Genomic DNA, 22,046 nt, shown 5'->3' with positions numbered 1-22,046 from the left:
TAGAAGGGGCCAGCGGCATATACGCCGCTGGCCCCTTTTTTACACATCCCGCCGTAAGTGCTTCAGCACCTCTTCCGCATCTTCCACGACCTGGCCTCCCGCCGACCTGATCTCCTCTGTAAGGCTCCAGGCTTGTCCCTCCGTAAAGTCCCGCTCCTGTTGCGGATCGATGAGAAAAACCGGTCGGCCCTGCCGGCAGCAATCGAGGGCCAGCTGCAGGCAGATCAGGTTGCCGGGCCCCCACCAGGTAGGCGCCACCACCAGCGCGGCGGCCTGAAGCGCCAGGGTCCCGGCTGCGGCGGCGGCTTTTGCGGAAATAGGGCAGAAAGGCTCATCGAGTACGGTATCCAGATCGAGGGCGAGCGCGAGGGTGGCGTCGGAGTCGCCGCGATTGAGTGGGCCGACGGACAGATTACATCCGGCCACATGCAGACGTCGTAGGGTGTCGGCGCCGAGGCCGCCGCCGCAGATCACATGAAGGCGGGGAGGTTTTCCGCTCCACTGTCGCCGCTGGGAGACGGGGAAGACGCGGGGCGCACCCGTGTAAGGGTTGGTTTCCACCTGCAGATCGACGCGGAAAACCTTGCGCAGGTTGGCCGGGGTCAGGACGTCGGCGGGTGGGCCGAGGGCAGTCAGCTTGCCCTGCTCGGAGAGGAGCATCAGCCGATGGGAAACCTGGGCGGCCAGGTCGAGGTCGTGGGAAATCTGCACAATGGTGGTCCCCTGCTCCCGGTTGAGGCGCACCAGCAGATCGGCGATCTCCAGGCGATGGTCCAGGTCGAGATGGCTGGTCGCTTCGTCAAGGAGCAGCACCGGTGTCTGCTGGGCGAGAGCGCGGGCGAGGATGGCGCGCTGCAGCTCGCCGCCACTCAGTCCGGTGATGAGTCGATCGGCCAGGTGCAGGGTGTCGGTGACGGCCAGGGCCTGTTCAATGGCGCGACGATCCTCCTTCGATTCGGGACCCAGGGCGGTGCCGTGGGAAAAGCGCCCCATGGCGGTCATCTGCCGCACAGTGTAGGGGAAGTAAGCCACGGTGAACTGCGGGACGACAGCGGCCAGGCGGGCCATCTCGCCTCGGCGGATACGGTGGGCCGGGCGCTCCCCCCAGAAGATGCCCCCTTGCGTTGGTTTGAGCAGCCCACGCAGCAGACGCAGCAGGGTCGATTTGCCGCAGCCATTAGGCCCCAGAACCGTCAGGATTTCGCCGGAGCGCACCTCGAAATCGACATCCTGCAGGACCGGATCCTTGGCGTAGGCAAAGCGGAGACGTTCAGCGCGAATCATGCGCCCCCCTCACTGCGGCGCAGCAGGTAAAGGAAGAAGGGAGCCCCCAGCAGGGCGGTCACCACGCCGACAGGCACTTCGGCCGGAGCGAGAATCTGGCGGGAAACAGCATCGGCCGCCATGAGAAAGGCGGCCCCGAGCAGGGCCGAGGCCGGCAGCAGGCGGCGATGACCGGGGCCCCAGAGCAGTCGAGCCGCATGGGGCACCACCAGGCCGACAAAGCCGACCAGACCGGCCATGGCCACGGCGCAGGCCGTCAGGGCGCCGGCGGCGACAAAGACAAGCAGGCGGGCGCGGCCGACGGAGAGGCCAAGGTCGGCGGCGGTTTCTTCCCCCTGGGTCAGCAGGTCGAGGGCGGGAAAGTGAAACCAGAGAACGGCAAAGCCGAGGGCGCTCCAGGCCAGCGCCCAGGGGAGCAGGTTCGGGTCGGCCAGACTCAAATTGCCCGCCAACCAGAAAATCGCCGAGCGGACGGGGTCCGACGGGGCCAGCCAGAGCAGAAAGAGGAGGAGGGCCGCCGCAAAACTGCCGACCATAACCCCCGAGAGAATCAGCGTGTGCGGGGTGCTGCGGTGAGCGCGGGCTACCCAGTAGACCAGGGCCAGGGCGCCGATAGCGCCGGCAAAGGCGGCAGCGGGCAAGACCATGGCTGAGGCGAAGCCCAGGGAGATGGCGGCTACGGCGCCAAGGGCGGCGCCCCCGGAAACGCCGAGCACGTAAGGGTCGGCCAGCGGGTTACGCAGCACCGCCTGAAAGGCGCAGCCGGCCGCGCCGAGGGAGGCGCCGACCAGGGCGGCCAGCACGGCGCGTGGCAGCCGGATCTTCAGCAGGACGGTGGCCTGAGCCGACTCGGTCTCCGCCCCGAAAAATAGGGCGATAATGTCTGTCAGGGGGATGCGCAGAGGACCCGCCCACAGAGAAAAGCCGAAGGCCAGGAGCAGGCATCCGCTGAGGATGACCAGCCAGGCGGAGTTGCGAAAGGGGCCGGTCAGGGCGCGCATGCGTCAGCCTTTTTCGTCAGGTCGGCGCCATGCAGCGCCCCGGCCATGGCTTCGATACCCAGCACCAGACGGGGCCCCGGCCGGTAGACCCAGTCCGGGTCGGGGATGGTGATCACCCGATTGGCCCGGACAGCTCGAAGCTGAGGCCAAGCGGTGAAGTGGGCGGCAGGGTTGGCCTCACCCGGATTGGGGGAGACGATGATGACATCGGGGTCGGCGGCCAGCACGGCTTCCATGCTCCAGGTGGGATAACGGCCGGGCCCGGCGGGAACGACATTGCTGCCGCCGGCCGCCTCAATCAGGTTGTGGCCCAGGGTGTTGGGGCCGGCTACGGTCAGGGGGTTGACCATGATCGCCAGCAAAACACGGGGCCGGGCCCGATTCTCGGTAGCCTTGCCAATGCGACAGAAAGCCTCTTCCATCTCCCGCGCCAGCTGGTCGGCCGTGGCGGCCTCTCCCATCACTATGCCGATGGTGCGGATGGTCGCCACCGTGGAGTCCAGGTCACGAGGAGCGACGACGAAGGTGGCAATCCCCATCTTAACCAGCTGCGCCACCAGGGCCGGGGCCGCCATGTCGGCGGAGGCGAAGACCAGGTCGGGATTGCTGGCGACGATGGCTTCCAGACTCGGCTGCATGTAGTTGCCGATGCGCGGCACCTGGGCGGCGGCGGGGGGGTAGGTGCAGAACTGGGTCGCCCCGACCAGCCTGTCGCCGAGATCCAGGGCAAAGAGGATTTCCGTAAGACTTGGCACCAGGGAGACGATGCGCTGCGGGCGCTCAGGCACCTGCACCGTGCGGCCGACAGCGTCGGTCCAGGTGGCGCTCACGGCTGTGCCCGCCCACAGAAGAAAGACGAGAAAAAAGGTCAGAAGGCGCTGGGTCATGGGGCCCGCTTCCAAAAGAAAAGGTGGGGGATGCCATTGCTGCAATGAGCTGGATGGCATCCCCCGACCTGGTTAGGGCTGCATAGTCTGGACTATGTCAAAAAAGGGCCGGGCTGTCAAAAAGAGAGTGTGACGCCAGCATAGCCGGAAAGGCCCGGCGTGCCGTAGCCCGCCACTTCCTGATAGCTCTTGTCGAAGAGGTTGTCGATGCGGCCGAAAACCTGAATGTTGGGGGTGATGTCGTAGGACGTGGCCAGATTGACCAACGTGTAGCTGGGAAGCGTGACGCTGCCATAATCATCCCGTTTGCCCACATAGGTGCCATGGACATTGAGCTGCCCTTTGCGGCTGTACTGATAGCCGATGCTCAGATCGGCCTTGTGTCGGGGGCGTAGAAGGAGATCTTCGCCCGTGATCTTATTCTCCGTATCCGTAAAGGTATAGCTGGCCTGCAGGCTCAGTGCCTCGACAGGGTCCAATCCCAGGGTCAGCTCAACCCCATCGGATGTGGCCTCACCGATGTTTTTATAGCTCCAGGATACATAGTCGTAGTCGATGAGGTCGTCGAAGGTGTTACGGAAATAGGTGGCACCCAGGGTCAGTTTCTGCTCCCAAAGAGACTGTTCGATGCCGACATCCCAACCCTGGCTCTTTTCGGCTTTCATATTGATATCCCCGTAGGAAGAATAAAGCTGGAAAAGAGAAGGGGCTTTGAAGCCAGTGCCGTAGGTTCCCTTGATTTTGGTGCCGCTGGTTTTAAAGAGATAGGCGGCCGCCGTCCGCCAGGTCGTTTCGGTGCCGAAACGACTGTGATCGTCCAGGCGGACCCCCAGAGTGACAAAAAAAGCGTCCTGCAGACGAATCTGGTCCTGCAGGTAGTAGCCGTTGGTACGGGCAGTTTGTTCGCTCAGATGATCTTCGTAAGGTCCCCAGACGCCATCGGAGACATAGGAACTTCTTCCCTTTTCCTTTTCGGTTTCCAGCCCCAGGGTGAGGGTGTTGGTCTCATGCAGGTACAGGTTGTGCTGCCAGTCGAATTTGGTCAGGCTGCCTTTGTAGGAGCTGCGCAGGAGATCGAGGGGGTGGGTCGCATCGGGGTCGTTGTTGTCGTCCCGTTCGTGCCGGGTTCTGGAAAAGCCGAGGGTCTGTTCCCAGAGCTCATCAAACAGCAGTAGGCGGGCCTGAGTGCGAAAGAAAATCTCTGTGGAGTCGAGTACGTGATTTGGATCGTCGGCGCCGATGCCCCCGCCGTTGTCGATATCCGTCTGGCTGTCCTGATAGCGGGCAATGGCCTCGATTTCCAGATGGTCCGTCGGTGTCAACCCCAGGCGGGTGGAGACGCTGGTGTTTTCGTAACCGTCTTCCTCACGGTTACCATCCTTCTCATCCGCCACCGAGATGCCGTCGCTGTCGAGGCGGGAGACACCGAGGGAGAAGTTGACCAGCTCGTTGCCACCGCGCAGGCCGGCCCTCTCCTCGAAGGTACGGTAAGAACCCGCCTCGGCGGACACATAGCCAGATGGCTTGCCGGCGCCGCGCCGGGTGATAATGTTGATGACGCCTCCCATGGCGTCGGAGCCGTAGAGGGTGCTCTGGGGGCCCCGCACGACCTCGATGCGTTCGATGTTGTCCGTGCTCAGATGGGCAAAATTAAAGGCACGGCCCGGATCGATGGGATCGTTCATTTCGACGCCGTCAATCAGCACCAGGGTGTGCCGGGCCTCCGCCCCGCGCAGAAAGATGGAGGTCTGCTGACCGGGACCCCCGCGACGGGTGACGTTGAGGGCAGGGACGGCGCGCAGGGCGTCTAGCACTGTGCGCTGCTGTTTCTCCTCCATCTCTTCGGCGGTGATGACCGTGATGGCACTGGCCACTTCTTCGGCGGCGGTTTCGACCTTGGTAGCGGTGACCACCACCGTTTCCATCTCGGTCGGCTGGGCCAATGGGGTGCCTGCTGGCAGAAGCAGCAGGGTGAGAGTCAGGCAGGCGAGCAGGTGTTTCTTCATCGAATTTCTCCTTTTTGCCCCGAACGAAAATGGCGAAAAGGGGACCGCTTCAACGCAAAAAAGCCCGCGCAGCCCTAAATAGGTGCGCGGGCTTCCCGTATTTGAAGCGCCGCTAATCTCCACTCTCCCTGTTTCCCGGGGAGGTTAATGTGGTGTGTCCATGTCGGCAGGTCTCCTGGCTCGCGAATCATCCTCGGGGTTACCTTCCCGGCCTGGCGGCCAGTGGTCTGTCAACCCTTCGTCTTCGCTTACAGTGGCGGGTCCGCGGGGGATTTGCACCCCTCTTCCCTTTTCACCCTTGCGGGCACCGTTGGACGTTTCTGTGAGGTTTTAATTAATACGTCAGCCCAGGTTGTTCTGTCAAGAAGAGAGATGCTGTAATTGTTTCAGGCGTTTTTGTCCAGAAAGTGTGTGAGTTGCTCGGGGGGCAGGGGATGACAGAAGAGGAAGCCCTGCGCCTGTCGGCACTGGTGTTCCCGTAGAAAACGCAGCTGCTCGGGAGTCTCGACGCCTTCAGCGATGACATCCAGGTGCATTCCTCGGCCGAGGGCGATAATGGTGGCGGTGATGGCAGCGTCATCGGGGCTGGTGGCGACATCCTTGATGAAGTTCTGGTCAATCTTCAGCTTGGACAGGGGAAAGCGCTTCAGCTGTCCGAGACAGGAGTAGCCGGTGCCGAAGTCGTCCAGGGTGAGTTTGACTCCCATGTCGTGAAGCTCCTGCATGGTGGCCTGCACCCGTTTGATATCGTCCATGACCATGGCTTCGGTGATTTCGAGTTCAAGGTATTCGGAAGCAAGGCCCGTCTGCTGAAGGATCTCCTCTATTTTGACTACCAGGTTGGCTTTGTGAAAAAGGCGCTGGGAGATGTTGATGGCAACGGTGACAGGCTGGTAGCCTTGCTCCTGCCACTCTTTGTTCTGGCGGCAGGCTTCCTGGATAGCCCAGTAACCATAGGGCTCGATCAGTCCGGTCTCTTCGGCCAGGGCAAGAAAATCCCGCGGACAGAGAGTGCCCTGCTCGGGATGAATCCAGCGCAGCATGGCCTCCATGCCGAGGAGTTGCCCGGTGGCCAGATCAAGCTGGGGCTGATAGAAAACATCCAACTCGTGGTTGTCCAGCGCCTTGCGCAGGGCACTTTCCATCAACAGCATTTCCCGCGCCCGGGCATTCATGTCCGGTTGGTAAAACTGGTAGTTGTTCCGTCCCTGTTCTTTCACCCGATACATGGCCACATCGGCGCATTTCATCAAAACCGTGGCCTCGTCGCCGTCGGTGGGAAAGAGGCTGATGCCTATGCTGGTGGTAATGTAGAGTTCATAGTCATTAATGGCAAAAGGCTGCGCCAGGGAGCTGAGAATCTTATTGGCGACGGCGATGACGGGTCCCGGCTGGGTAATATCCTCCAGGATGAGGACAAATTCATCGCCGCCGAGACGGGCGACGGTATCGGACTGGCGTATGCAGGTACGCAGACGTGAGGCTACATCCTTGAGCAGGTGGTCGCCTGCTTCGTGACCGAGGGAATCGTTGATTTTTTTAAAACGATCGAGGTCGAGAAAGACAATCGCCACCTGCTCGCCGGAACGCCTGGCCTTGGCCAGCGCCTGATTGAGGCGCTCCTTGAAAAGAGTGCGGTTGGGGAGGTTGGTCAGGGGGTCATGGTGGGCCAGATGCTTGAGGCGTGCCTGGTTCTCCTTCAGTCTGTTCTCTGCTTCGATGCGATCGGTGATATCCCGGCAGTTAAGAACGAGCCCCTGGACGCTGGCAAGATGTCGGAGATCCGTGACCTGGCCTTCCATGTTGAGCCAGTTGTCCTTTTGGTGGTGTAGACGGAAATTGTCGATTTTGACCGTTTCGCCGGCGGTCGCCGCTGCCTGTTCCACGGCCCTTTTGTATAGGGGCAGATCACTGCCATGCAGGGCTTTAATCAGACCGTCGGCCGCGAATTCAGTGGGAGTCAGGCCAAGCACCCGCTCGACCGAGGGACTGACATAGTGGACGTCGAAGCTGTCGTCAAAGATGACGGTGACGTCGTTGGTGTTCTCCGTCAGGGCGCGGTAGCGTTCTTCGCTCTGGCGCAGGGCTTCCTTGGCTTTTTCGAGGCGCCGGGCCATGGCCAGATGGTCCCTGGCTCTTTCCACGGCTTTGGGGAGATTTTTCCAGAAACTTTCATCCTTGATGACGTAGTCGAGGGCGCCGCGCTTCATGAACTCCACGGCGACTTTTTCACTGCCGTGACCGGTGGTGACCAGAAAGGGGAGGTGCGGATGCCGAGGGGAGATTTCGTCAAGGAGTTGATGACCGGTCATGTCGGGAAGACCGAAGTCCAGCAGCATCAGGTCGCAGGCGTTCTCATTCAAAATGTCAACGGCTTCGCGACCGGAGGATGCCAGCAGAACACGACAGCCGAGACGTTCCAGATGAATTTTGGCCAGGTTGCGGATACCCTGGTCGTCTTCTACAAGCAGAACGGAAAATTCCCTTTTCCCTTGAGGGTGAGGAATGTTTTCCGGTTTTGAACTAGAAGAAGACGACATGGAAAATAACTCCCCTCTGGATGGGTATATGATTCTGATTCTAACACAAAATGGAGGAGATGGTCCTATTCCAAATAAGATTAAATTCGAAGAATGGGAGGGGAAAGATTTGCGCCTTGTCGGTTGAACTCTACCGATGGAAGGGTTAAATTGGCGACAGTAAAGTTTTTCGGTGCAAGGAGAGCCCATGCGTGCTGACGGTGAAAATGCGGTTGACCTGCCGACCAGAGCGCCTGATCTGGTCGCAACCAGGGCGGGCACAGGGACCTGGCGCGTACTGAAGCTGTCACCGGCTTTGGCCGAATGGCTCGGCGTTGCCTCTGCCGAAGCCATCGGTGCTCCCCTTGAAGAACTCTTTGCCGGCGTTCGCCCCGCTCTGCCGGATCTGGCCGACGAAGCCATCGAGCGTGACCTGCCTTTGCCTGATCTGCAGCTTCGCGTCACTGGCCGGGAAAATGTTCTGCTCATGGTGGAAGTGCGTCCCGGCGGTTTGACCTCGGACTTTCGGGGACGCACCGTGACCTTCACCTTTCGCCAGCCGACCTCGGCGGAACGGGATAAGGTGGAAACGTTCCACGGTATGGTCGGCTCCAGTCCGTTGACGCGGGAGGTCTTTCGCAAGATCAGTCTTTACGGGCCGACGGCCGCCGCCGTGGTGGTGACGGGGGAGACGGGTGCCGGCAAGGAACTGGTGGCCCGCGCCCTGCACGAATGCAGCGATCGGGCCAGCGGTTCCTATATCGCCGTCAACTGCAGCGCCATCTCGGCGGAACTGCTTGAATCGGAACTTTTCGGGCATGAAAAGGGGGCTTTTACCGGGGCGGTGCGCACCCATGTCGGCCGCTTCGAGCGAGCGGACGGCGGCACCCTCTTTCTCGACGAGATCGGCGACATGCCTCTGCATACCCAGGCCAAACTCCTGCGCGTGCTGGAAGAGGGAACCTTTGAGCGCGTCGGTGGCGAAAGCACTCGCCGTATTGATGTGCGCATTGTGGCCGCCACCAACGTCCCCCTCGAGCAGGCGGTGGGGCAGGGGCGTTTCCGGGCCGATCTTTACCATCGCCTCTCGGTGCTGCGCATCCACCTGCCGCCGCTGCGAGAGCGCAAGGAGGATATCCCCGCCCTGGTTTCCCATTTCCTGCAGATCTTCAGCCAGAAATACGGCCGTCGCATCCATCGCCTCACCGGTGAAGCGCTGGCCCTGCTGCAATCCTACCTGTGGCCGGGCAACATCCGTGAGCTGCGCAACGTCCTCGAACGGGTCTTTATCGAAACGCCGGGCGAGGTGATCGGGGCCAAGGCCTTTCGTGAGTGGATTCAGGAGCGTCGCCACTTTGCCGCTGGTGAATGGGGGGCTTCTCCGGCGGAAACCTCCCCCATGATCCCGCCGTATCCTCTGCTTTCCGCGCCTTCGCTTCTCGAAGGTCCCGCAGTCTCTCCCTCGTCGGCGAACCTTCCCCGGCGCCAATCGACCCGGCAGGTTGAGCTCGACGCTGACGAGATCCGCCAGGCCTTCCAGGCCGCCGACGGCAACCTGACGGCCGCAGCCCGCCTGCTCGGCGTGCACCGCGCCACCCTCTACCGCTATCTCGACAAGCTCGATCTTACCCGCCGCGACCTCGAATCCTAGCCGCTGTCCCCTCACCTGTCGCAAGCCCCCCTGCGACGTCGCAACTGCCGCAAACGCTGGTTGCTGCGACGTCGCAAGTAAACCCTCCTTTTGATCGTCAATACGTAAGTGCCCGAAACAGAACTATAAAATTCTTTGAATGTGGTTGGCACGTCCCTTGATATGTCCTTCAGGCAGATAGACAATGCGGGCTGGTCCCGCCAACCATAAATCGTCAAAGGAGGAAAACATCATGGCAAACTGGGATCTTTTCAGGGAAATGGACAGTCTTCGTCGGGAAATGGAAAGTGCTTTTCGCGGCTTCGGTGCTGGGCGCCTGCTTGAACCGGCCTTTCTGCCGGGCGTGGGGGCACGGCCCTTCCCGCGCATCAATCTACGGGAGGATGCCGACAACTACTATGTTGAAGCGCTGGTGCCGGGGATTGAGGCGGACCAGCTTGAGATGACACTGCAGAAGGGGAGCCTGACCCTCTCTGGGGAAAGGAAAGAGGTCGAAGGAGAGGAGAAGGCCAAGGTCTGGCACCGCCGTGAGCGTGGGTTTGGCGCCTTTCTGCGTACCATCGAACTGCCCGGCGAGGTGGATGGTGAAAAAGTGGCAGCCGCCTACCGTGACGGTATCCTGCGCGTGACCCTGCCGAAACAGGAAGCGGCCAAGCCGAAAAAAATCGCCGTTCAGGTTGGCTAAGGCCGTCGCGAACAAGTCATAAGGCAAATAATGTCCACGATATAAAGGAGAGTGCATCATGGCAACCAAGGAACTTTACGACAACAACAAGGAGAATAAAACCCTGACCAGGGAGCAGACCCGCTCTGCCCGCAACTACGTCGCCCCGGCCGTCGATATCATGGAGACGGACGAGGGGCTGACGCTGCTGGCAGACATGCCCGGCGTTTCCAAGGAGAATCTGCACATCGGCATCGAAAAGGGCGTTTTGACCATCGAAGGCGAAGTGCCATCCGCCCAGGGGGAAGAGCTCTACCGGGAGTTTTCTCTGGCGGCCTACTATCGTCAGTTTCAGCTTCCCGACGAGATCGACCCCGACAAAGCCAGGGCCGAAGTCAAGGACGGCGTGCTCAAACTGCATCTGCCCAAGGCGGAGGCCGCCAAGCCGCGTCGCATTGAAATCAGCGCCGGCTGAGATAATGTTTAAACGGGCCGGAGGGTCAAAGCCTCCGGCCTTCGTTGTTAAAAAGAATCAGATGTACCCCTAGCATGCGGAAGGATATGCTCATGGATCCCAATAAAATGACGGAAAAAACGCAGGAAGCCATCCAGTCGGCCCAGACCCGGGCCATGAAGTACGGACACCTGGAGGTGGACGTAGAGCACCTGCTGATGGCCCTGCTCGAACAGCAAGGGGGTCTCATCGGGCGCCTGCTGCAGCGCATGGATGTGCCCGTAGACAACTTCGCGGCGGCGGTCAAACAGGAGCTGGAGCGCCGGCCCAGTGTGTCCGGACCCGGCGTGGAGGCTGGCAAGATCTACGTGACCCAGCGCCTCAACCGCCTGCTGATCAAAGCCCAGGAAGAAGCCACCCATCTCAAAGACGATTATGTCAGCGTCGAGCATCTGCTGCTGGCTATGGTGGAAGAAGGCACTTCCAATGCCTCAGGCAAGCTGCTGGCCCAGTTCAAGATCACCCGTGATCGCCTGCTGCAGGCCCTTACCGCCGTGCGCGGACACCAGCGGGTGACCAGCACCGATCCGGAGGGGACCTACGAAGCGCTGGAAAAGTACGGGCGCGATCTGGTCAAGGAAGTCACGAAGGGCCGGCTCGATCCGGTGATCGGGCGGGACTCGGAAATACGCCGGGTCATCCGCATTCTCAGCCGCAAGACCAAGAACAATCCGGTCCTTATCGGCGAGCCGGGCGTCGGCAAGACCGCCATCGCCGAAGGGCTGGCCCACCGCATCGTGCGCGGCGACGTCCCCGAGGGATTGAAGAACAAGACCATCTTCGCCCTCGACATGGGGGCGCTGGTGGCGGGCGCCAAGTACCGCGGCGAATTCGAGGAACGGCTCAAGGCGGTGCTCAATGAGATCCGCCAGAGCGAGGGGCGCATTCTGCTCTTCATCGACGAGCTGCACACCATCGTTGGTGCCGGCAAGGCGGAGGGTTCCATGGACGCCGGCAACATGCTCAAGCCCATGCTGGCCCGTGGCGAACTGCACTGCCTGGGCGCCACCACCCTGGACGAGTACCGCAAGTACATCGAGAAGGACGCCGCCCTTGAACGCCGCTTCCAGCCGGTCATGGTCGATCAGCCCAACGTGGAGGATACCATCAGCATCCTGCGTGGCCTCAAGGAACGTTTCGAGGTCTTCCACGGCGTCCGCATTCAGGACAACGCCCTGGTCGCCTCGGCCATTCTCAGCAACCGCTACATCACCGACCGTTTTCTGCCGGACAAGGCCATCGACCTGGTCGACGAGGCCTGCGCCATGATCCGCACCGAGATCGACTCCATGCCTACTGAGCTGGATGAGGTCACCCGTCGGGTCATGCAGCTGGAAATCGAAGAGGCCGCCCTCACCAAGGAAAAGGACCGCGCCAGCCGTGAACGTCTGGACGCGCTGCGCAAGGAGCTGGCCGAGCTCAAGCATGAGGCGGATACCTTGCGAGCTCAGTGGGACATGGAAAAAGGGGCCATCAAGAAGGTGCAGACCCTGCGCGAGGAAATTGAAAAGGTGCGCCAGCAGATCGAGGTGGCCGAGCGAGAGTACGACCTCAATCGAGCCGCCGAGCTCAAACACGGCCGCCTGCCCCAGTTGGAACAGGAGCTGCGCCAGGCAGAGACGGTGCATGGCAAGGAATACCAGGGTCCGAGCCTGCTACGTGAAGAGGTGACGGAAGAGGAAATCGCCGAGATTATTTCCCGCTGGACCGGTATCCCGGTGACGCGCCTGATGGAAGGGGAGCGCGAAAAGCTGCTGAAGCTCGACCAAATCCTGCACCAGCGGGTGGTGGGCCAGGACGAGGCCGTGCAGCTGGTGGCCGATGCGGTCATCCGCGCCCGCGCCGGCATCAAGGATCCCCAGCGTCCCATCGGCTCCTTTATCTTCCTTGGCCCTACCGGGGTGGGCAAGACCGAGCTGGCCCGCACTTTGGCCGAAGCTCTCTTCGACAGTGAAGACAACATGGTGCGCATCGACATGTCCGAGTACATGGAGAAGCACACGGTCAGCCGCCTCATTGGCGCCCCTCCCGGCTATGTCGGCTACGAGGAAGGGGGGCAGCTGACGGAGGCTGTGCGGCGCAAACCCTATGCGGTCATCCTCTTCGACGAAATCGAAAAGGCCCATCACGACGTCTTCAACGTGCTGCTGCAGATCCTTGACGATGGCCGCGTGACCGACTCGCAGGGGCGTACTGTCGATTTCAAGAACACCGTCATCATCATGACCTCCAATATCGGCTCCCAGTATCTCATCGAAGGCGTCACTCGGGACGGTGAGATTCATGAAGCCGCCCGCAATTCGGTGATGGGCGAATTGCGGCGAGAGTTCCGCCCCGAGTTCCTCAACCGGGTCGATGACATCGTTCTCTTCAAACCCCTGACTCTGGAGGAGATCAAACGCATCGTCGATCTGTTGACGCAGGGATTGACCCGGCGGCTCGCCGATCGCTGTATCACCTTGACCATGACGGAGGCCGCCAGGGACTTTATTGCCCAGAACGCCTACGATCCGGTCTATGGGGCCCGACCACTCAAGCGCTATCTCCAGCACGCGGTGGAGACCCGCATCGGCCGGGCCATCATCAGCGGCGACCTTAGCGAGGGCGCCACGCTGATCGTTGATGCCCGGGATGGCGACCTGACCGTCCTGCCGGTCAGGCCTGCAGGCAGCGGCGCCGCTGCCGGGGAAAACTGTGCGCCGGCTTAGGTTTTTATAAGCCGCCATGAGGCTTTCTACTAGAACGCAGGCAGGATCTTGTCGAGGTCCTGCCTGCGTTTTACTATGGGTCATGACTTTAATGAAGGGCCTGGCTCGGGGTGCCGGGATTGCCAGGGAAATTATTTGCGAGCGGATAAGACATTGCTGTGAAGCATGTAAAATAATGCACATATGTAAAGCAATGCTTTACATATGTGCCACAATTGAATATATTTCAGGCAAAGATTCCACTTAATAAAATTCGAATAGAGCATAAAATGTCAAACAATACTTTACATTCCAGCAAGCTGCTAAAGAAAGCCCTTTTTGGTCTGCCACAAGGGATGCCTCTCGCCATGAGCCATCTGAAGGAGTTTGGCGTATCCCGTCAGCTCGCACACCACTATGTTCAGAACGGCTGGTTGAAACAACTGGGGAGTGGCTATTACCTTCGGGCTGGAGATAAGCTCACCAAAGCAGGTGCGGTGGCATCGCTGCAGGCCAACGGTGTCAAAGTCCATATCGGCGGAAAAAGCGCATTGGCTTTTAAAGGGTTTGCCCACTACCTGAATATGGGAGAGGAAACGATAACACTCTACGGGCACGGAACAAGAAAACTCCCAGAGTGGTTTCAAGAGCAGTTCAGGGCCAATCTGTCGAATAGTACCCTGTTCGATGAGCGGGATACTTTGGCGGAACGGCACGGTGTTTCTCGTTTGGATAATGAGCCAAATGGACCTTTTATCTCGGAACCGGAACGTGCCGTTCTCGAATTGTTGGATTCTGTGCCGAAGCAGCAGACCCTGGAAGAAGGCAAACAGATTATGGAAGGGCTTTATTCTTTGCGGTCCAAGAAGATGCAGGAACTGTTGAAAATTTGTAAAAAAATTAAAGTCAAAAGGCTCTTTTGGAAAGTCGCCGAAGAACTCAAGTTGCCGGTGCTGGAGAAAATAGACATTTCCGGAATCGATTTCGGTTCATCGTCAGATTATTCGCTGCAGGGGGAAAAAACCCTGGTATTGAGAAATCCTCATGGATAGGCGCTACAAAGATACCGTGGCTCTTTTGCTTGACGCTATTCCTTTCGTGTTCAGGCAGAATTGTTTTGCAATGAAAGGTGGCACGGCGATCAATCTGTTCTGCCGTGACATGCCGAGACTATCAGTTGATATCGATCTGGTATTCATTGACCCAGCGGCACCGAGTAGGGATGAAGCGCTCACCAAGATAGAAGATAGCTTGCGACAGGTTGCCGAGGAACTGGAAAAGCGCCTGAGGGTGAAAGTTCAAAGAACATCTTCAGGTTCCGACCAGGAAACTAAGCTCTTTGTCAGCCGTGGTACTTGCCGAGTCAAGATTGAGGTGAATCATGTTTTCCGTGGATCGGTTTATCCAGTCGTTGAAGGCGGTTTGACTCAGGGTGCCGAGGATATGTTCGAGCGGGAAGTGAGCGTGCCGATGCTCGATGTCGACGAACTCTACGCCAGCAAGTTGGTCGCAGCACTCGACCGCCAGCATCCGCGGGACCTATTTGACGTGATGCTGCTCAATAAAAACGGTGGAATCACTCCTCGCATGAGGCGGGCATTCGTGATTTATCTGGCAGGACACAATCGGCCGATGCATGAACTGCTGCCACCACAGGCCCATGATATAAAGAACGCGTACGAGAAAGAATTCATCGGGATGACTACTAGTGATGTCCGCATTGAAGACCTCGAAGAGACACGTGAGCGTCTGTTCGCAGATTTGCCCTCTTCACTTGACGATTCCGAACGCAGATTCCTTCATTCAGTCCATCGGCTTGAACCCGATTGGGATTCTCTCGGGATACCGAATATCGAGTCTTTGCCCGCCATCCGATGGAAACTGATGAATCTTGAAATCCTGAAGGCCAAGAACCCATGGAAATTCAATGAGATGATGGGGGCATTAGAGCAATGCTTAACATTAGGAAGAAGATAGTTGGCAACTGCAGCCCCGGTACGATTTTCTTGTCATGCACGAAATTCTGGGAACCCAGAAGCCCAACCTGAAATTACCAGGTTGGGCTGTCTTGCATTTTGCCCTGCAGCAGAGGCTTACTTTACCTAGAACTCGTCAGTCACACCGCTGAAGCTTCGGAGCAACTATAGGTGGTCGGGTTTCATGTGATAACGGGTGAATGGGTTTGGCCAATTACGGATGGGTGTTTTTGCTTGGGAGCAGGTCGAGGTTTTCGGTGATAATGAGCGATTTCTTCCCATAAATTAAAAAGGGTGGTTCGCCTGAGCCTTTCGATGTGCTACATTTTTCATCTGCATGTTTAAACATCACTTTTGTTTTGGGGGCGGGGATGAGGAAAAAACGTTTTGGCGAAGTTCTTGTTGAGGCCGGGGTGGTAACCGAAGAGGCTCTGCAGCAGGCTCTGCAGAGGCAAAAAGGGACTGGCAGGCGCCTTGGCATGGTGTTGGAGGAGATGGGCAGTGTTACTCAGCGCGATATTGCCGGGGTTCTGGCACGGCAATTTGGTTTCAAGACGGTCTCCGGCTTCGCCAAACACCGGTTCTCGGAAGATCTCCTTGGCCTGGTTGAAAGCGATGAGGCCATTCATTCGCTGGTCTTTCCCTTGAAGGTGGTGGAAAAGACTCTCTATCTGGCCATGGTCAATCCGTTGGCGGAAGATGTTCTGGAAAACATCACCTTTCGCACCGGCTTCAACATTCAGCCTCTGGTCACCACGCCAGCTGAAATTGAAGAGGCCGTCAGCAGGCATTATCTGAAAGAGCAGAAGGGCGGTGAAAGTCAGTGGACCGTGCTGGTCGTTGAAGATGGCGAACTGGTCCGTGTGGCCACTGTGTCCGCTCTGAAAAAGATGGGTTTCCACGTGCTCGAAGCAGTCAATGGCGCTGAAGGCCTGCAGGCCGCCCTTGAGAAGAAGCCTCACCTGATACTGACCGACATGCTGATGCCCCGTATGGATGGGCAGGAAATGTATGCCGCTTTACAGGAAAATCCCAGTCTGCGCAAAATTCCCGTGGTAGCCTTGTCCGGTCTGGCCTCGGCGGAGGAGGAAGCGCGCCTCCTCGACCTCGGCTTTTTCGACTTTATTCCCAAGCCCGTCAATCCGGTCCGCCTGGTTGCCCGGGTACGCAGGGCGCTGCGAATTACCTACGGCGCGGCATCCTGATATTTCCGGCCAAAATTCTCATCTCTTCAGCGGAATGCCTTGAAAAAGCAGGCGAATCCTGTATAATTGACCAAAAAGGTCATAAATGGTGTCGCTGGATTGACAGGAGCGGCGGAAAGAGAGGGGATTATGCGTATCGATATTTTGTGCAAACCCGAAAATGCCGGCAAAGGAGAGCGTGCTCTTGAAAATGTCAGGCAGGCTCTATCCACCCTGGAACTGGAAGCAGAGGTGCACCTTTTCAAGGATCGTCGCAAAATGATCGACAGCCGCGTCCATGTATCACCAGCCCTGTTGGTGGATGACAGCGTGCGTGTGTCGGGGCGAGTACCTGAGGTCGATGAGATTGTGAAGATCCTGGCTGAAAGGCCGAGGTTCCGGCATCGCCTGCAGAAGGTGGCCTGAGGGTCAAGATTGTTCAGCGCTTTCCCTTTGAAGGACGCTTTTGTACTGGAGTGCTTCCTGTGTGCTGGCGGAGGGTAATATTCCCACTGGGAACAAGAAGCCCTTCACTCACGGCGAATTCAAGGATCTCTTCTCCTTCGTTGCGCGAGATGCTCCCCGCGAAAATTTCCCGGGGAGTTTTCTGGCCATCCGATCCCTGCAGCAATTTGAGAAAATCCTCCACCAGCGATTCGCAAAGAACCTCGGGACCCCGGCGGGCGAAGAGGGCAACCGATCCTATCGGGCGAAACAGGCTGGCAATGCGTTCAAGATCCATCTCTCCCATTTCGAGTAGATCCAGAATTTCATAACTGAAGGGCACCAGGCGTATTGTACCTGAGCGCTGCCAGGGCGTGTTCCAGTTGTCCAGGTTGCGGAGCTGTTCCGGGTCGGCTGGCGTGGTCTCCTCGCCCAGCAGAGTCTCGGCGTAATGAAAGTGATAACGCACCATGTCGAGAGCCGCCGGCAGGATATCCCCCCGTCCCCGGGCCTTTAGGCACTGGCGGATGTATCCCTCCTGAAGTTCGAGAATCTGGGACGGCGTCCAGCGTGAGGAATCCCGGAACTCTTCACGGCTGACGGAAGCCTCGGTCATAGCCCAGGAGGCGAAGTTTTCCAGAAAGGGAACGGCTTCCTCCTGCATAGCTGTGAGCAGAGGTTGGAAAAAGCCGACGGCCCGTCCCAAGTTGTAGAAGAGATCGGTGGCAGCGGCCAGGTCGCGGCAGTGTTCCATCTCGCCGGCGCTCAGAGTGGCCGTGGAGAGGATTTCGTAGGGTGGCGCTGTCTGGGCGTTGAGTCCGAACTTGTCCCTGTTCCGATACAGGGGCGTTCCCGGCAGGACGGCGAGCGGGAAAATATCCAGATGGTTGGGCGCGAAGCTCAGGGCTGTATTCAGGCTGTGGGTAAAACCGGCGTAGTCGTCCGTGGGCAGGCCGTAGATGAGGTCGAGGCCGAACGTTACCCCTTCGGCGGCGAGCAGGCGGACCTTGTGAGTGAAGAGTTCAAGGTCAAGGGAGCGATGCACCTGGCGTAGCACCTTGGGGTTGGCGGATTGCAGGCCGAGCTGCACCGAGCAGGAGAGATGGGTCAGCAGACGGGCCGTTTCCCGGTCAAGAAAGTCCGCTTTGGCTTCGAGGTGGAAGTGGACGTGAGGAGCCTTGTCAGCCAATAGGCGCAAAAGGGCTTTGCCCCGCTCGGGGGGGTAATTGAAGGTGGAATCCAGTACCCAGACCTGGGCCACCCCCTGGCGGACAAAGAGGTCAAGCTCGGCGCGAAGGCGTTCGAATGAAAGGGGACGCACACCCTGATGGCCGCGCGCATCGAAACAGAAATCGCAGCCGAATGGGCAGCCGCGGGAGATTTCCCACAAAACGCCCTGGCCTGTCTCGGGAACCAGGGTTCCGGTAAGCCAAGGAGAGGGCAGCTCGTCAAGGCTCATGGGCCCAGTATGGGGCTCGCGACAGGAAACATCCTGTTCATTTTTGTAGATAATGCCAGCGGTTTGGGTGTGAGCGCCGGATTCCTGCCAGGTAGCCAGCAGGTGAGCGAAGGGAATTTCCCCCTCCCCGCAGACGAGTGCGTCAAAAGTCCCTTCGGCCAGGATGGCTGCCGAATCGGCGGTCGCTTCCGGCCCTCCGGCAACCAGGCGCAGGGATGGCTGGCGCTTTTTGAGCTGTCGGGCCAACTGCGTCAGGCGTCGGCGGTTCCATACGTAGATGGGGAAGGCTACCAGGTCGGGCGCGAAGGCCAGGATGCCGGCCAGGATGTCTTCGTCGCTCTGGTCGGGAAAGAAATCAGGCAGATGTGTCGTCGACCGTAGGGGGGCGGGCAAGGCGGCCGCCAGGCAGGCCGCCGCCAGCGGCACCGCCTGGGCGGAGCGGCGAACGTGCAGAGTTGGCAGGACGATGGTCATGATCCCTCTCCGGTGTGTTTGCCGGCTCCACGCCGGTTCTTTACTCGGTGATTTCCGCCGGTGGCGCGCTGTGCAGTCGTTTCGCCGTTGTTTTGATGCCATGTTTGGCAAAACAGGCGTGAAAGCGGTCGAAATCCTTTTGCAGTTGATTCAGCGTCAGGTGGTAGCCGTAATTCATGATGTGGTAACGGGCGGCGTCGCTCATGGGATTCTGGAAAAAGAGCATGGACTCTTCGCGTCCCGGTTCGATCAGCAATATGTCCACCTCGGGGTGGCAGCGCGCGTAGGTCTCCAGAGCCAGGTCGAGCTTTTCCTTGTTCTCGATCCGTCGGGCCTGTTCCCAGGCGGAACTGACACCCAGGTGGGCAATGCTGGAACACTTGCCGAAGGAAAGGGATGGCAGGCAGATGTGCTCGCGGTCATTATTCATCGGCACCCGGGGATTGACGACCAGGATGAGTTTGGCTCCCCGCTCGATGGCGATGTCGATATGAGAAACGCGGCCCACGGAGCCGTCGAGATAGAAACGATTACCGATCTGCAGGGGGCTGAAGAAGAAAGGGATGGCGCAGGAAGCGGTTATGGCCTGGCAGATCGCCATGTCCCGGTATCCTTCCGAGCCGAAGACGACCCGGGTTCCCCGGTCGAGGTCATAGGCCGGGATATAGAGTTCGGCCTTGAGCTGATCAAACGCATCGGCGATATTCTCCTGATGAAATGCGTCCCGTAGATAACGCTGCATCGGTTCCAGAGAAAAGATGCCGGCAGGGAACTGCTCCTGCACAATTTTCACCATATCCGAAAAAGTAAAGTTCCAACCCTTGCGGCGGTGGTGACGAAAGATGCCAAAAAGATTGCGGGAGACATCCCAGAGGGACTTGACTATGGCCCCCTTGTCCATGCGGTAGATATCCCCGCGCCGCCAGTTGAAAACCGTCGAATCGTTGCTGGCGATAGCGCTGAAGAGGGTCTCGGGGGCAATGCGGTTAGCCATGAGCGTGGCTATGACCGAGCCGGCGCTGACGCCGACATACATGTCGAAGCGGCGGCTGGAAAAGCCGGGCAGAAAGAGGCGATCGACAGCCGTCAGGCAACCTATTTCGTAGGCGGCGCCCATAATCCCGCCACCGGCGAGAACGAGAGCGGTCTTGTGGGGAGCTTCGGCCATCATCATCTATTTCTTGGCGCGCACTTTGATCTTGGGCTTGCCTGCTTCCGTCACGACCACGAAATCGACTTCCCTGTCGCCGAACTTTTCACGGATTTTCTCCCGCTGGCGGGATAGAAACTCGGATACCTGCTGCCGGTCCGGGGCGGACCCTCCCAGGTTGCAGGATTGGCGGGCGGCCACAAGATCCTGATAGAGCCGGTCGACGATCGCATCCTGTTGGGTTTCTGATTCATGAGGCCTCCGGGGAGCTCCTTCTTCCTGGGGGCGATTGAGCTTGGCCAGGTGCCGCTCGTATTTGCCTTCGTCGATAAGGCGCAGAATGCGGTCCCAGTGACTGGCGTAGCTGTGGAAGCGCGCCAGCGTAGCCTGATGCCGGAACCGCAGATCGGTCTGGATGATGCGCCGATTACTGAGAAGGCGCAGTCGGCGGGAGAGTTCCTCCCGTTCCCGGATGGGTTCGCGCTTCTCTACGCCGGCGAAATACTGTTCATAACGGATCTGAAGCTCTTTAAGGTCCTGCTCCATTTCAACCAAAGCCAGGGTGATGGCATTTCTTTCTTTCATAACCGCCTTTCCTTGAAAAAGTAAACTATACTCAATCTCTTGTCGCATTGCAAAGAAGTATGTTGCCAACGCCCTTGTTTTATAGGGCATATTCCTTGACTGCCCTGCACCTTTGCATAATAATGGCGATTTTAAAAGACTCCATCGGAAAGGGATTTTCCCCATGGGAAAAAGCGTCGCCGCCGTTATTCTGGCCGCGGGTCAGGGAACCCGCATGAAATCCAATAAACCCAAGGTGTTGCACTCTGTGGCCGGGCAACCTATGGTCTGCTATCCGGTCGCTCTGGCTGCGGGCCTTGGCTGTCAGCCGACGGTTCTGGTCGTGGGCCACGGCGCTGAGCAGGTACAGGCGGAACTGGCCGGCAGAGAAGTCGTCTTCGTCCGTCAGGAAGAACAGCTGGGAACGGGGCACGCCTTGCTCTGCGCCCGCGAGTCCCTGCGTGCTTTCGAAGGAACCCTGCTTCTTCTCTGCGGCGACGTTCCTCTTTTGCGCGCGGAGACGCTGGAACACCTTCTTTCCTGGCACCATACCCAGAAGGCGGCGGTCACCGTACTTACCGCCAGCATGGACGATCCCCAGGGTTATGGTCGTATTGTGCGTGAAGGAGAGCAGGTGCTGCGCATCGTTGAGGAGAAGGATGCCACTGCCAGAGAAAAAGCCATTCATGAAATCAATACGGGCATTTATGCCATGGAGATCCCCTGGGCTTTCGAGGCGCTGCGCACGGTCGGCCGCGATAATGCCCAAGGGGAATATTACCTGACGGATATCATCGCGGTGGCCCGCAAAGAGGGCCTGAATGTGAGCGCGCTGCCGGTCGCGGCGGCGGAGGAGACTCTTGGCATCAACGACCGCGTGCAGTTGGCGACGGCCGATGCGCACATGCGTCAGCGTCTCAATGAAAAACTGATGCGGGCCGGCGTGAGCTTCATCGACCCGGCTGCCACCTATGTCGATGCCCGCACAGAGATTGGGCCGGATACGATCGTCTACCCCGGTGTTCATCTGCGGGGTGCCAACCGTATCGGGCGCGACTGCATTCTGGAGCCGGGGGTGGTCATCACCGATTGCATCCTTGGCGACGGCGTCCATGTCAAGGCAGGCTCCGTGCTGCAGGACTCCCGTGTGGGCGATCGTACCGATATTGGCCCCATGGCCCACCTGCGGCCGGGAACGGAGCTGGCCGGCCAGAACAAGATCGGCAACTTTGTCGAGACCAAGAAGGCGGTCATCGGCCTGGGTTCCAAAGCCAGCCACCTGACCTATATCGGCGACGCTGAGGTCGGCGCCGAGGTCAACATCGGCTGTGGCACCATCACCTGCAACTATGACGGCGTCAACAAGCACAAGACGATCATCGAGGATGGTGTCTTTGTCGGCAGCGACACCCAGTTCGTCGCCCCGGTGCGCATAGGGCGCAACAGTCTCATCGGCGCCGGTTCGACCATCACCAAGGATGTTCCCGCCGATGCTCTCGCTCTCTCGAGGAGCGAGCAGAAGGTGATTGAAGGCTGGGTGCTGCGAAAGCGCAAAAAAGAAAATAAATCGTGAGGTGTGAGG

Annotated in this window: 18 protein-coding genes and 1 riboswitch; of the genes, 10 read left to right on the top strand and 8 right to left on the bottom strand. The window is 59.1% G+C overall.

Annotated elements, in window-relative coordinates; all coding sequences use genetic code 11:
- Positions 1–39: 39 nt before the first annotated feature.
- The 5 genes from AOP6_RS12880 to AOP6_RS12860 form a co-directional block, all read right to left on the bottom strand.
- A complete protein-coding gene (locus tag AOP6_RS12880; protein ID WP_155877153.1) occupies positions 40–1,284 on the bottom strand; it encodes an ABC transporter ATP-binding protein in 1,245 nt (414 codons plus the stop codon).
- Positions 1,281–2,285, bottom strand: a complete 1,005-nt coding sequence (locus AOP6_RS12875; RefSeq protein ID WP_155877152.1) for an iron ABC transporter permease — start codon at positions 2,283–2,285, stop codon at positions 1,281–1,283. Before AOP6_RS12875 ends, AOP6_RS12880 begins: the two co-directional genes overlap by 4 nt.
- A complete protein-coding gene (locus AOP6_RS12870) occupies positions 2,273–3,172 on the bottom strand; it encodes a cobalamin-binding protein (protein ID WP_213194602.1) in 900 nt (299 codons plus the stop codon). Before AOP6_RS12870 ends, AOP6_RS12875 begins: the two co-directional genes overlap by 13 nt.
- Before the next feature lie 116 nt (positions 3,173–3,288).
- Positions 3,289–5,178: a TonB-dependent receptor gene (locus tag AOP6_RS12865; RefSeq protein WP_155877150.1), complete on the bottom strand. Its 1,890-nt coding sequence runs from the start codon at positions 5,176–5,178 to the stop codon at positions 3,289–3,291.
- Between the two features lie 147 nt (positions 5,179–5,325).
- Positions 5,326–5,505, bottom strand: a riboswitch (cobalamin riboswitch).
- 59 nt (positions 5,506–5,564) lie between these two features.
- Positions 5,565–7,718, bottom strand: coding sequence for an EAL domain-containing protein (locus tag AOP6_RS12860; RefSeq protein WP_213194601.1), 2,154 nt, complete (start codon positions 7,716–7,718; stop codon positions 5,565–5,567).
- Here AOP6_RS12860 and AOP6_RS15315 point away from each other — a divergent pair.
- From AOP6_RS15315 to AOP6_RS12820, 9 genes are all read left to right on the top strand, one after another.
- Positions 7,717–7,845, top strand: a complete 129-nt coding sequence (locus tag AOP6_RS15315; protein ID WP_256439340.1) for a hypothetical protein — start codon at positions 7,717–7,719, stop codon at positions 7,843–7,845. The genes AOP6_RS12860 and AOP6_RS15315 overlap by 2 nt on opposite strands.
- Positions 7,846–7,905: 60 nt before the next feature.
- Positions 7,906–9,348 (top strand): sigma 54-interacting transcriptional regulator, encoded by a 1,443-nt coding sequence (locus tag AOP6_RS12855; RefSeq protein WP_155877148.1) that lies wholly within the window; start codon positions 7,906–7,908, stop codon positions 9,346–9,348.
- 232 nt (positions 9,349–9,580) lie between these two features.
- Entirely contained in the window at positions 9,581–10,033 is a 453-nt protein-coding gene (locus tag AOP6_RS12850; protein WP_213194599.1) for an Hsp20/alpha crystallin family protein, read from the top strand.
- A 58-nt stretch (positions 10,034–10,091) separates the two neighbouring features.
- Positions 10,092–10,487: an Hsp20/alpha crystallin family protein gene (locus AOP6_RS12845; protein WP_155877146.1), complete on the top strand. Its 396-nt coding sequence runs from the start codon at positions 10,092–10,094 to the stop codon at positions 10,485–10,487.
- Positions 10,488–10,579: 92 nt separating this feature from the next.
- On the top strand, positions 10,580–13,234 hold the full coding sequence (clpB, locus tag AOP6_RS12840; protein ID WP_155877145.1) for an ATP-dependent chaperone ClpB: 2,655 nt from the start codon (positions 10,580–10,582) through the stop codon (positions 13,232–13,234).
- Between the two features lie 269 nt (positions 13,235–13,503).
- Entirely contained in the window at positions 13,504–14,265 is a 762-nt protein-coding gene (locus tag AOP6_RS12835; protein WP_155877144.1) for a type IV toxin-antitoxin system AbiEi family antitoxin domain-containing protein, read from the top strand.
- Positions 14,258–15,190, top strand: a complete 933-nt coding sequence (locus tag AOP6_RS12830; RefSeq protein ID WP_155877143.1) for a nucleotidyl transferase AbiEii/AbiGii toxin family protein — start codon at positions 14,258–14,260, stop codon at positions 15,188–15,190. Before AOP6_RS12835 ends, AOP6_RS12830 begins: the two co-directional genes overlap by 8 nt.
- Before the next feature lie 370 nt (positions 15,191–15,560).
- Positions 15,561–16,394, top strand: a complete 834-nt coding sequence (locus AOP6_RS12825; protein WP_155877142.1) for a response regulator — start codon at positions 15,561–15,563, stop codon at positions 16,392–16,394.
- Between the two features lie 129 nt (positions 16,395–16,523).
- On the top strand, positions 16,524–16,799 hold the full coding sequence (locus tag AOP6_RS12820) for a thioredoxin family protein (protein WP_155877141.1): 276 nt from the start codon (positions 16,524–16,526) through the stop codon (positions 16,797–16,799).
- A 13-nt stretch (positions 16,800–16,812) separates the two neighbouring features.
- Here the strand turns inward: AOP6_RS12820 and AOP6_RS12815 are convergent, their stop codons facing one another.
- From AOP6_RS12815 to AOP6_RS12805, 3 genes are read right to left on the bottom strand one after another with little or no spacing between them, the layout of a single operon-like run.
- Entirely contained in the window at positions 16,813–18,750 is a 1,938-nt protein-coding gene (locus AOP6_RS12815) for a B12-binding domain-containing radical SAM protein (RefSeq protein WP_213194597.1), read from the bottom strand.
- A 40-nt stretch (positions 18,751–18,790) separates the two neighbouring features.
- Positions 18,791–19,924: a patatin-like phospholipase family protein gene (locus tag AOP6_RS12810; protein WP_155877139.1), complete on the bottom strand. Its 1,134-nt coding sequence runs from the start codon at positions 19,922–19,924 to the stop codon at positions 18,791–18,793.
- Positions 19,925–20,485, bottom strand: a complete 561-nt coding sequence (locus AOP6_RS12805; protein WP_155877138.1) for an MXAN_5187 C-terminal domain-containing protein — start codon at positions 20,483–20,485, stop codon at positions 19,925–19,927.
- A gap of 163 nt (positions 20,486–20,648) precedes the next feature.
- Between AOP6_RS12805 and glmU the strand changes: the two genes are divergently transcribed.
- On the top strand, positions 20,649–22,037 hold the full coding sequence (gene glmU, locus AOP6_RS12800; protein WP_155877137.1) for a bifunctional UDP-N-acetylglucosamine diphosphorylase/glucosamine-1-phosphate N-acetyltransferase GlmU: 1,389 nt from the start codon (positions 20,649–20,651) through the stop codon (positions 22,035–22,037).
- Positions 22,038–22,046: the final 9 nt, after the last annotated feature.

Source organism: Desulfuromonas sp. AOP6 (assembly GCF_009731355.2).
Lineage (GTDB): Bacteria > Desulfobacterota > Desulfuromonadia > Desulfuromonadales > SZUA-540 > SZUA-540.
The sequence above is the reverse complement of the archived record's forward strand: the minus strand, read 5'-3'. Positions and strand labels throughout refer to the sequence as shown.

Excerpts from the sequence above, each read along its gene's own strand:
- AOP6_RS12850 (WP_213194599.1), top strand. The coding sequence starts at position 9,581 with ATGGCAAACTGGGATCTTTTCAGGGAAATGGACAGTCTTCGTCGGGAA.
- AOP6_RS12855 (WP_155877148.1), top strand. The coding sequence starts at position 7,906 with ATGCGTGCTGACGGTGAAAATGCGGTTGACCTGCCGACCAGAGCGCCT.
- AOP6_RS12810 (WP_155877139.1), bottom strand. The coding sequence starts at position 19,924 with ATGATGATGGCCGAAGCTCCCCACAAGACCGCTCTCGTTCTCGCCGGT.
- AOP6_RS12880 (WP_155877153.1), bottom strand. The coding sequence starts at position 1,284 with ATGATTCGCGCTGAACGTCTCCGCTTTGCCTACGCCAAGGATCCGGTC.
- AOP6_RS12870 (WP_213194602.1), bottom strand. The coding sequence starts at position 3,172 with ATGACCCAGCGCCTTCTGACCTTTTTTCTCGTCTTTCTTCTGTGGGCG.
- AOP6_RS12825 (WP_155877142.1), top strand. The coding sequence starts at position 15,561 with ATGAGGAAAAAACGTTTTGGCGAAGTTCTTGTTGAGGCCGGGGTGGTA.
- AOP6_RS12835 (WP_155877144.1), top strand. The coding sequence starts at position 13,504 with ATGTCAAACAATACTTTACATTCCAGCAAGCTGCTAAAGAAAGCCCTT.
- AOP6_RS12875 (WP_155877152.1), bottom strand. The coding sequence starts at position 2,285 with ATGCGCGCCCTGACCGGCCCCTTTCGCAACTCCGCCTGGCTGGTCATC.
- glmU (WP_155877137.1), top strand. The coding sequence starts at position 20,649 with ATGGGAAAAAGCGTCGCCGCCGTTATTCTGGCCGCGGGTCAGGGAACC.
- clpB (WP_155877145.1), top strand. The coding sequence starts at position 10,580 with ATGGATCCCAATAAAATGACGGAAAAAACGCAGGAAGCCATCCAGTCG.
- AOP6_RS12820 (WP_155877141.1), top strand. The coding sequence starts at position 16,524 with ATGCGTATCGATATTTTGTGCAAACCCGAAAATGCCGGCAAAGGAGAG.
- AOP6_RS12865 (WP_155877150.1), bottom strand. The coding sequence starts at position 5,178 with ATGAAGAAACACCTGCTCGCCTGCCTGACTCTCACCCTGCTGCTTCTG.
- AOP6_RS12815 (WP_213194597.1), bottom strand. The coding sequence starts at position 18,750 with ATGACCATCGTCCTGCCAACTCTGCACGTTCGCCGCTCCGCCCAGGCG.
- AOP6_RS12805 (WP_155877138.1), bottom strand. The coding sequence starts at position 20,485 with ATGAAAGAAAGAAATGCCATCACCCTGGCTTTGGTTGAAATGGAGCAG.
- AOP6_RS15315 (WP_256439340.1), top strand. The coding sequence starts at position 7,717 with ATGGAAAATAACTCCCCTCTGGATGGGTATATGATTCTGATTCTAACA.
- AOP6_RS12845 (WP_155877146.1), top strand. The coding sequence starts at position 10,092 with ATGGCAACCAAGGAACTTTACGACAACAACAAGGAGAATAAAACCCTG.
- AOP6_RS12860 (WP_213194601.1), bottom strand. The coding sequence starts at position 7,718 with ATGTCGTCTTCTTCTAGTTCAAAACCGGAAAACATTCCTCACCCTCAA.
- AOP6_RS12830 (WP_155877143.1), top strand. The coding sequence starts at position 14,258 with ATGGATAGGCGCTACAAAGATACCGTGGCTCTTTTGCTTGACGCTATT.